The organism is Mesorhizobium sp. M2C.T.Ca.TU.002.02.1.1, assembly GCF_003997225.1.
This window is the reverse complement of sequence record NZ_RZTO01000215.1, coordinates 1-8,166: the sequence shown is the minus strand read 5'-3', so window position 1 is coordinate 8,166 and position 8,166 is coordinate 1. Positions and strand designations below refer to the sequence as shown.

8 protein-coding genes are annotated in these 8,166 nt (G+C 64.4%); all 8 read right to left on the bottom strand.

What is annotated here, in order from left to right; all coding sequences use genetic code 11:
• A partial coding sequence (locus EOD07_RS13935; RefSeq protein ID WP_164772236.1) for a hypothetical protein occupies positions 1-1,128 on the bottom strand: 1,128 nt, incomplete at its 3' end.
• Positions 1,037-1,318 carry a hypothetical protein gene (locus EOD07_RS13930; RefSeq protein WP_127235877.1) on the bottom strand — a complete coding sequence of 94 codons (282 nt, stop codon included), beginning with the start codon at positions 1,316-1,318 and terminating at the stop codon, positions 1,037-1,039. The genes EOD07_RS13930 and EOD07_RS13935, both read right to left, overlap by 92 nt.
• Positions 1,319-1,411: 93 nt before the next feature.
• Positions 1,412-1,924: a hypothetical protein gene (locus EOD07_RS13925; RefSeq protein WP_127235876.1), complete on the bottom strand. Its 513-nt coding sequence runs from the start codon at positions 1,922-1,924 to the stop codon at positions 1,412-1,414.
• Between the two features lie 3 nt (positions 1,925-1,927).
• Positions 1,928-2,575: a hypothetical protein gene (locus EOD07_RS13920; protein ID WP_127235875.1), complete on the bottom strand. Its 648-nt coding sequence runs from the start codon at positions 2,573-2,575 to the stop codon at positions 1,928-1,930.
• 49 nt (positions 2,576-2,624) lie between these two features.
• On the bottom strand, positions 2,625-5,078 hold the full coding sequence (locus tag EOD07_RS13915) for a hypothetical protein (RefSeq protein WP_127235874.1): 2,454 nt from the start codon (positions 5,076-5,078) through the stop codon (positions 2,625-2,627).
• Positions 5,078-5,677, bottom strand: coding sequence for a hypothetical protein (locus EOD07_RS13910; protein ID WP_127235873.1), 600 nt, complete (start codon positions 5,675-5,677; stop codon positions 5,078-5,080). The genes EOD07_RS13915 and EOD07_RS13910 overlap by 1 nt, the downstream gene beginning before the upstream one ends.
• Before the next feature lie 221 nt (positions 5,678-5,898).
• Positions 5,899-6,888 carry a Coat protein gene (locus tag EOD07_RS13905; RefSeq protein WP_127235872.1) on the bottom strand — a complete coding sequence of 330 codons (990 nt, stop codon included), beginning with the start codon at positions 6,886-6,888 and terminating at the stop codon, positions 5,899-5,901.
• 39 nt (positions 6,889-6,927) lie between these two features.
• The gene (locus EOD07_RS13900) at positions 6,928-7,833 is read right to left on the bottom strand and encodes a hypothetical protein (protein ID WP_127235871.1); all 906 of its coding nucleotides are present in this window, start codon (positions 7,831-7,833) and stop codon (positions 6,928-6,930) included.
• Positions 7,834-8,166 lie beyond the last annotated feature (333 nt).

The following is an 8,166-nucleotide window of genomic DNA, read 5'->3' as shown; positions in this document are numbered from 1 at the left end:
ATTTAGAAGTTGCCGCTCAGCCTGATGATGAATAACGAGATCGTTCACGTTCACGCCGGGATTCGCTTGAGCATACCCTTTCCTGTAGTCATTTGTAATCGCTTCGCCGAACTTTGCGCCGGGGATATCCACGCGGTCCGGATCTCTGGCGAATAGGCCCCCTGCCACCTCAGCTATCATCTTACGGTCCAGCTTTGACTTCCGAGGCGAGCGGGCTGTCTGGCGTCCGCCCCGCGTGGGACTGGACGTCGACACGTGAGAGAAGGCGTCAGGGTCAGAGACCGGAAGTTCTCGGGCGGCGCCACGCGACTTCGTGAGTTGCTCAGAAAAGTCCTCCGGCTGAGGCTTTGCTATCGGAATGCCCTCATCGCCATATAGCGAGTCAACTGGATTGAGGGCAGGCTCGGAAGTTGGCATCTTGGCCACTGCCGAATTGCCGATGGATCGTTCCGCTTGCGCTGCCGCTTGGGAACCGACCGCCTCAACTGCGCGCGGTACTGCACGTTCAATAAGTCGCCCAACCCCGGGTACCGGTATCGCCCAGCTCAATGCGTCACCGCCCTGACGCATCATCACCTTTTCGGTGCTGTTCGCTGGCTCGTAGTAACCTTGGCCGAAATCGGGACGCTCGGTTGATCCAAGGGAAACAACGTAGCCAGCCCCTTTGATCAATTTGCCGGCGAGTATGCCGGCATTCGCAGTCTTCTTGCCAATGGCCTTGGCGTCCGCTTGAAACACCTCGCTCGGAGAAAGGCCCGGCTTACCGCCCGGCAGGATGCCGCCCAGGCCGGCCTGATCCAATTCCCGGACCAGAGCTGCCTGCGCGACGGCACCTTTCGTATGCCGGAACAACTCGCTCACCTTTGCGTAGTTGTCCATTAAGTCCATACTTCCACTGTCGCGATCTTGGGTGAGCTTGAGCAGCCTCGATAACGGCACGGGCTGTAGATTTTCATCGTTAATACCCAATGCTTTTTGCTGGGCGATAGACAGCTCTATTGTCCTGTCATACGTGTCTTGGTCGTAATCCCCTGGATCAGAAGGTCCATTGCCAAATACAGTCTTCCAGCGCGACGAGATTTCTGGAGACAAATCGCTGACGTAACCGCCAGAGTCGACACGTCTCATCTCCAGGACCAGTTTTCCCGCGATGGCCGGCGCCGTCGGCGGGCGAATGGGCGACGGCATCGGCCTCGGCCTGGGCGAGCTCCCCGTTCAGCCGGCGCGCGGCGATCTCGGTGTCGAAGGCCTGCTGCTGCGCCTTGCGCTGCGCGTAGCGCTCGGCGGCGGCCTGCCACCGGTCGCCGAGTTGCCGCATCGCCTCGCCGACCGGCGAGGAGTCTGGATATTGCACCGCATTGCGGTATCGAGCCGGCGCTCGCCGACAAAAAGAGGAATGATGTGGACCATCTCAGTAGAGCCCCGTGTAGCCGCCGATGATGGCCCTGCTCGCTCGAGGCGAGAGCGACGACCCGCCGAAGGTCACGGACTTGGCCGGATCGTAGAGGCCCGACAGACCGTCGATGAGGCTGCCGCCAGCCTTGAAGATAGAGGTCGTCATCGCCTGCTTGCCCTGGAAGCGCGATATGGCGGCCTGGGTGTTGAGGTTGTTCTGGCGTATCTTCGAGCCGTATTGGATCGCATCGAGATCGACCTGACCCTGCCGGGCGTTCGCCGCGAGCACCTCGGTCGGTGACCCCGCTATGCCGACTCCGGAAGCGCCCGCCTGGGCGCGCGCCTGGGCTTCGAGCAGGTCCTGCTTGCGGCGTTCCTGTCTCTGCTCGAAGGCGGCGCTTTGCGCTTCCGCCTGCGCCTGCTGCTCGTAAGCCTTGGCCTGGTAGTTGGCCAATTGCTGCTGCTGCGCGCCCTGCATCAGGGCGCCGCCGACCGAAATGGCCGTTCCGAGTAGAGCTAACGTGCACATGGTTCAGCCTCGCAGGGTCTTGGGTTTCTTGGTTGCGCCCGCGACAGGCGCGCGGAGCGCCGGGCGCGGGTCGAGTGCGCCGCCAGAGTTCATCAGCGAAAGGAGTTGCCGGTCGGCCGCGAGGCCGGCGCGGCTGAGGCGCGCTGGAGGCGCCGCGCGCGGGCCGGCCATGGCGGCGCGGCGGGTGGCGGCGAGGCTCACTTTCAGGCGCGGCAGGCCGGCGGCGTCGAACAGGCCGTTGGCGGTGGCGATGGCGCGCGACAGCGCATCGGCCTCGAACAATTCCTCGCGCAATTCCTCGACCAGGCGGCGGGCGGCGCGCCAGCGGGAACCGAGCAGTGCCGCCTTGCCTTCGATCTCCTCGGCCAGCGCCGCGATGTCCGCGCGGGCCTCGCTCTCCGCAGCCGCGGCTTGGCGGCTGCCGGCGGCGGCGATTGTTCGTTCCAGCAACGCGATGCTGTCGTTGCAGTCGTCGAGCGCGGCCCGCGCGGAGGCGAGATCGCCATCGCCGAGAATGGCGCGGTCTTCCGCTTGCTTGAGGTTCTGCCGGTTTGCGACGGCTTGGCTGAGATAGGTGTCGAGCAGAGCAATGACCGCTGCGAAATCCGCAGCCGTCCGCGCCCTGCCGAGAGCTTCGGCATGGGATGTCATGAGTGGGTTCCTTGGTGGGATTGGTAATCTCCCCCCTCGAGGGGGAGATTTAAGGTTCCGCGTCGAACACAGGCGTGAACGCCCGGATCGTGCAGGGCGTGGGGTTGACGTGGCGGATTTTCACCCTGCCCTGCCCTTCCCAGCTGTCGTCGATCGGCACCTCGACATTGCCGGTGTAGAGCTTGGCCTTGCCGTCGGGCGCGACGATCGAGGGCATGCGCACGGCCTCCCAGCGGCCGCGCATGAAGGACTGGACCTGAAGCCCCGTCGTGTCGGTCTCGAGCAGCGACAGGATGAGCTTCGCCACTTTCTTGCGGCGGCCGATCAGCGAGCCGTCCTGGCCGCCGACATCGAGCTCCAGCGTGTCGGCCTGCGCCTGGAAGGCAAGTCCGACCTGCCATTTGGCGGCGGTTGCGCCGCCAGGCAGCGTCACCTGACCGGACGCGACGGTGAGATCGTGAAAAACCTTGCCGTCGGCTAACACGTCGACTTTCTTGCCATCGAGGTGGCCGAGGCCGGAGACGACGTTGACCGCGGCGCCGGAATAGGTCAGCCCGCAATCGACCTGGAAGGCGTCTTCCAACGCGCCGTATTCGAAGGGCGTCTGCATCACCTCGATGTAGCGTTTGGTCACGCCGCCGATGGTACGCCTGACGATCAGCCAGATGTCGTCGACGCCGTTCTGTCCGGGCGTGACCACCGCGCTCTCGACGAGCGCCCAATCGGAGCTGGAAAACGTTCCGCCGATGCGATGGCGGTGCATGCCGCGAACTTCCTGGCTCGGCTGGTGCGTGTATCCCCCAAGCTCTCCGTTATCCAGCGGAAACCAAAGGATTGGGTCCGGGTCCGTCTGGTAGGCGAGCTCTACGACACCTTTCTTCGGGATGTGCTCCGATATCTGGCCGATGTCGTCGGATTGATAACGGGTGGTCTGCACCTGCGTCAGCTCCGCGATCGAACGGCGCGAGCGCGTAACATAGAGGAAGGACTGGCCGGCATCGACCGGGCGGATGCGGGCGCAACCGAAGGTGCGCGAGCGGCGGTTCTTGAACGAGGAAGGCGTCAGCGCCTCGTCTAGGCCGGATCCCGACAGCGCGCGGATGCCGCCCGATGTGCCGATCAGAAGCGCGCCGTCGGAATCGGCGATCCAGACGATGTCGTTGGCCTGGCCGCCGCCGGCCTGGATGAATTCCAGCGCATCGTCGTCCTTCTCGCCGAGCGCGAAATTGTCGAAGTCGCCGGTGACCGATGCATAGACCGAAAAGCGCCGGCTGAAGGCCAGCCGCTCCTCGTAGAGCGATCCCGATTCCACATATTTTCCCGGCACGAACGTGCCGAGACGCCAGCGGGTGATCGGCGTGAGGTCCGGCAGCGAATGTCCGTAGAGCCTGATGGTGACAACGGTGGTGCTGACGACGCTCGCGATCTTCGCCCAGCGCCAGATGCCGTCCGAGCCCAGCAGCCGGATCGCGCGCCCGACATCGGTCGATTGGAAGCCTGCTGCGTCATTGACGCCGAGCGTCGATGACGCAGTGAGACTGAACGGCGTCATGCTGTCGCCGGCCTCGTGCCAGCCCATACGATGGATGGCGCTGTCGTTCTGGTTGCTGTCGTTCGATGCCGACCAGTTCAGGCGATAGGATTGGAACGCGATCTTGTTAGCGCATTCGTAGAACCGACGCTCACTTCTGGACCATCCGCTTTCGGCTGACCGGGTGTCGATAACGACCCAGTTGCTGCCGTCGTAGCCCTCGAAGGTCCACGATATGGGCGTATACTCGGGATTGCCGGCCACAGCCGCGATCCAGTAGGCATCGCAGACTTTCGTGGCCGACCCGGAAAAGTCATAAGCAAGCCAGCCGTTGCCGTGATCCGGGTCATAAAAGTCGCTCGCGCCACTGCTGAACGGTCCCCATTCATTGCCGACGGAATAGGCGCCCGAAACCGTGCCGCTTGGCGTGGTCAGGCCGGTCATGATCGGATGGACGGCGCCGGTTTGCGCCGGTGTCATCGTCGTTCCGGTATCGTTGATGTCGTCGTATGGCCCATCCAGAAACTGGAAATCGGCCAGCGTCCAGGTGGTGTGCGCCTCGCGCGTCAGTACCTTAGGCGGATAGTTCCGATGCGTGATCCACATCTGGTCGGCCGACTGCACATAGGCAAGCTCGAAAAGATCCGCCTCGAGATAGGGCGAGGCGATCTCGACCGTGCCGACGCGCGCGCTATAGGCGTAGACGCGGATATACTGATCGCCGAATTCCAGGCAGTAGGCCTGATCGGAGGAGAAGATGAAGGGAATGCCGCGGGTCTTCTTGGCCGAGTTCTTCACCTCGTTGACGAAGTAGGTGCCGCCACGGGCGCGGATGCCGCCATGCGGAAGCGTCACGAAGTTCTCGCATTTTGCGAGCGCCGCGCGATAGAGCTCGAGCGAGGCGCGCGAGTGGAGCCTCGGCGAGATCTCGCCGCGGGTGAAGACGTCCTGGACCGGATAGAGCGCAGTCATCAACGAAGACTCCGGAAATCGCCGCGCCTGGTCGCCCAGGCGCCGGCATAGAGCCGGCCGCCACGCTGGATGGCGTCGGCGCTGAAGGCCGCGTCAAGCGCGCGGTCGTAGGCCGCCCGGGCGATATCGATCATGCCGGCCTTGTGGGTCAGCGGATGCACTGTTTTGATCGCCAGCGCCGCCACGAGCACTTCGGTGAACAGCGCGTCCCAGTCGTTCGGGTCGGTCAGATTGGCGATGTAGCGGATGGTCAGCGGCCCTGGCTGGTCGCAATAGATGAGCCCCGCCTCCTGGCGCCAGGAGATCGGCTGCCCGTCGGGCTCGCCATTGGCGGTCAGCGGCAGCGGGCGGATGCAGTCGGCCGGCAATTCGTAGACATAGTTCAACGTGCAATCGCCGGAGCCGGTGTCGGCGCCCGTAACCTGCGCCGAAAGGATGGCGAACACCCAGGCGTGCTTGGCGAGCTCGCCTTCTCGGGTGAGATCGAGGTGAAGATTGAGCAGGCGCGCCGCCTTGACGTCCTGGTCGAGACTGTCGATCGGCGCCTCGTCGAGAACGGCTAAGGCCATGTTGGCGATGTCGAGCGGGGTGATGGCCATGGGTCGGTGATCCGTGTGGGAGGTGATGCTTGGGTTCCTCGCCCCCGCAACGCGGGGGAGAGGTGTCTCGGCGAAGCCGAGAGGGAGAGGGGGACGCCCTGTGCGAAACCAGAACCGGCTGAAGACGCAGCTCTTCGCGTTTCGCGAAGGTCGCTCCCCTCTCCGGCCGCTTCGCGGCCACCTCTCCCCCACTTTCGTGGGGGCGAGGAAAACCGGGCGCCTTACGCCTCGGTCGTCTTCAGCGCGATGAAGCTCATGTTCTTCACGCTGGATGCCGTGCGGTCCCAATTCGCCGCCAGCGCCAGCTCGGCGTCGGTGGCGAACTCGCCCGCGGTGGAAGCATCAAGGAAGCGCGTGCCGGGAACATGCGCCACGAAATGCCGGCGGCCGACCATTTCGGTGACGCCGCCGCCATGGCCCTGGCGCGGCTTGCGGTCGAACTCCAGCGGGCCGCCTTCGGAATTGACCGGCAGCTCGTTCCACAGGATCGCCTTGTCCTTGAACATGAAGGCTGTGTAGACGCCCGCCGCCTGCGGGATGTCGTCGTCGACCACGCAGCGCAGCCCCATGTAATAAGGGATGAGCGGCCCGCCCTGCTCCGAGGACGGCACATAGTCGATGAGGTCGGCGAGCTTCAGCGCCTTCATCTGCTTGGAATGCATCCAGATGGTGCGGAACTTGTCGGCACGGTCGCCCATCAGGTAGGCCGCCTCGATGATGTCGGTGTCGACGATCGAGGCGCCGGTGGTGCGCACCAGGTCGCCGCCATCGTTCGCCACATTGTCGGCGAGCACGCCCTTGAGGATGCCGAGCAGGGTGAGCTTGTTGGCGCGCTGCCAGTATTCGGTCTGGCGCCGCACGATGAGCTTCTGCGGATCGTCGCCGGCCAGGATCGCGGTCAGGTCCGGAACGCCCCAGGCCTGGGCCCGCACGTTGCGGGCGGCGACCTCGCGGCGCGAGCCGATCTTCTTCATCTCGATGGAATCGGCCGGATCGTCATTGACCGGCTCGGACGGATCGTTGCCGAGGTCCTTCCAGCCGGGCATGTCGACCGAGCGGCCGCCCATCGACAGCTTCGAGGAAATGGCCGGATCGGAAAACAGGATGCCGGCCTGAAAAATTTCGAGGGACTGGACGTGCTCCTCGAACGAGTACTGGGCATAGACGGACGGAACGATCGCGTCCGCGATGCGGGTATAGGCGTCTGCCATTTGGTCTTTCCTTTGAGGTTGGTGAGATGGGGCCGGCGGCTAGAGCGGGTTGTTGGGCATCCAGAGATCCGGGTTTTCGCCCGCATCCCTGGCCAGCCGCCGGGCGCGTTGAGGGTCGCTTTTGACAAGGGCGGAGATGGCCGAGATGTTGCGCTCGCCGGCGGCGTTGCGCCGGAAGGGGTTTTGGCCCCTGGGCGCTCCGTCGGCGTCGATCGTGTCTTCGCGGAACATCGCCTCGCCGATCGCATGGAAGGCGCGGGCGATCTGCGGATCGGTCAGCGCGCCATCCGGCAGAAGGATGCCCTTCTGCTTGTAGGCGTTGACCAAGCCCAGCTTCTTCATCGCCCGGTTGGCGACCTCGAGCTTCTGGCGAAAGCCATCGCTGTCGGTCGGCCCCCAGTCGCGCACCAGCTCGTCATGGGTTCCCTCGACCGAGCGCGACAGCGCCGCCTGCTGCTGCGCCGCCTGCTCGGCCATGTAGCCGACGAAGCGGTCGTGATAGGCTTGGGCGATCTTCGGGCTGGCGCCCGCTTCCACCGCCCAGGCCTTCGAGGCATTGGCGAGCTCGTCCGAATAGGCGAAGTTCTCCGGCAGGTTTTCGGGCCGCCGGTACTCGACCTTCTCGGCCGAGGTCAGCGGACGCATCGCCTCCGGCAATCTGGAATGGAACCTGTCCCATTCCTCCTTCGGCGCGTCCTTTGACGGAACGCGCAGGCTTTCGCCCTGCTGACGCTCCAGTTCCGCATAGGATGTGAAAACCCGATCGAGGCTTTCGGCCCTGGTCCAGCCCTTGGCTTCAGCGAGCTTGCGGTTGCCTTCGGAAAGACCGTCAAACCAACTTCTGCCGGCCGCCGGGGCGGACCCGTTGTCCCCGGAAGCCGGAGGCGTCGCCAGGTTGCCCGCCGGCCGCGAAGCCACGGACCCGGCCTCTGCCAGATCTGTCATGATTGAGATTCCTTTGTTGAGAGATTCGAAGACGCAGATGGAGGAGCGCCGGCGGCGCAGCTGCCAATCTCCCCCTTGTGGGGGAGATGGCCGGCAGGCCAGAGGGGGCGCGAAGAAACGCGACCCATCGCCTTCGTCATCCTAGGGCGGAGCGAGGAGCGTAGCGACGAGCGCAGACCCTAGGATCCATGCCGTGGCGCTAAAGCGTTGAAGCGGTTAAGAATTCTGCTCCGTAGCGCTCTTCGGCGATTGTCACGGCATGGATCCTCGGGTCAAGCCCGAGGATGACGAAGTGCAGGTATGCGGCAATACGAGCATGAATACGCCGGCGGG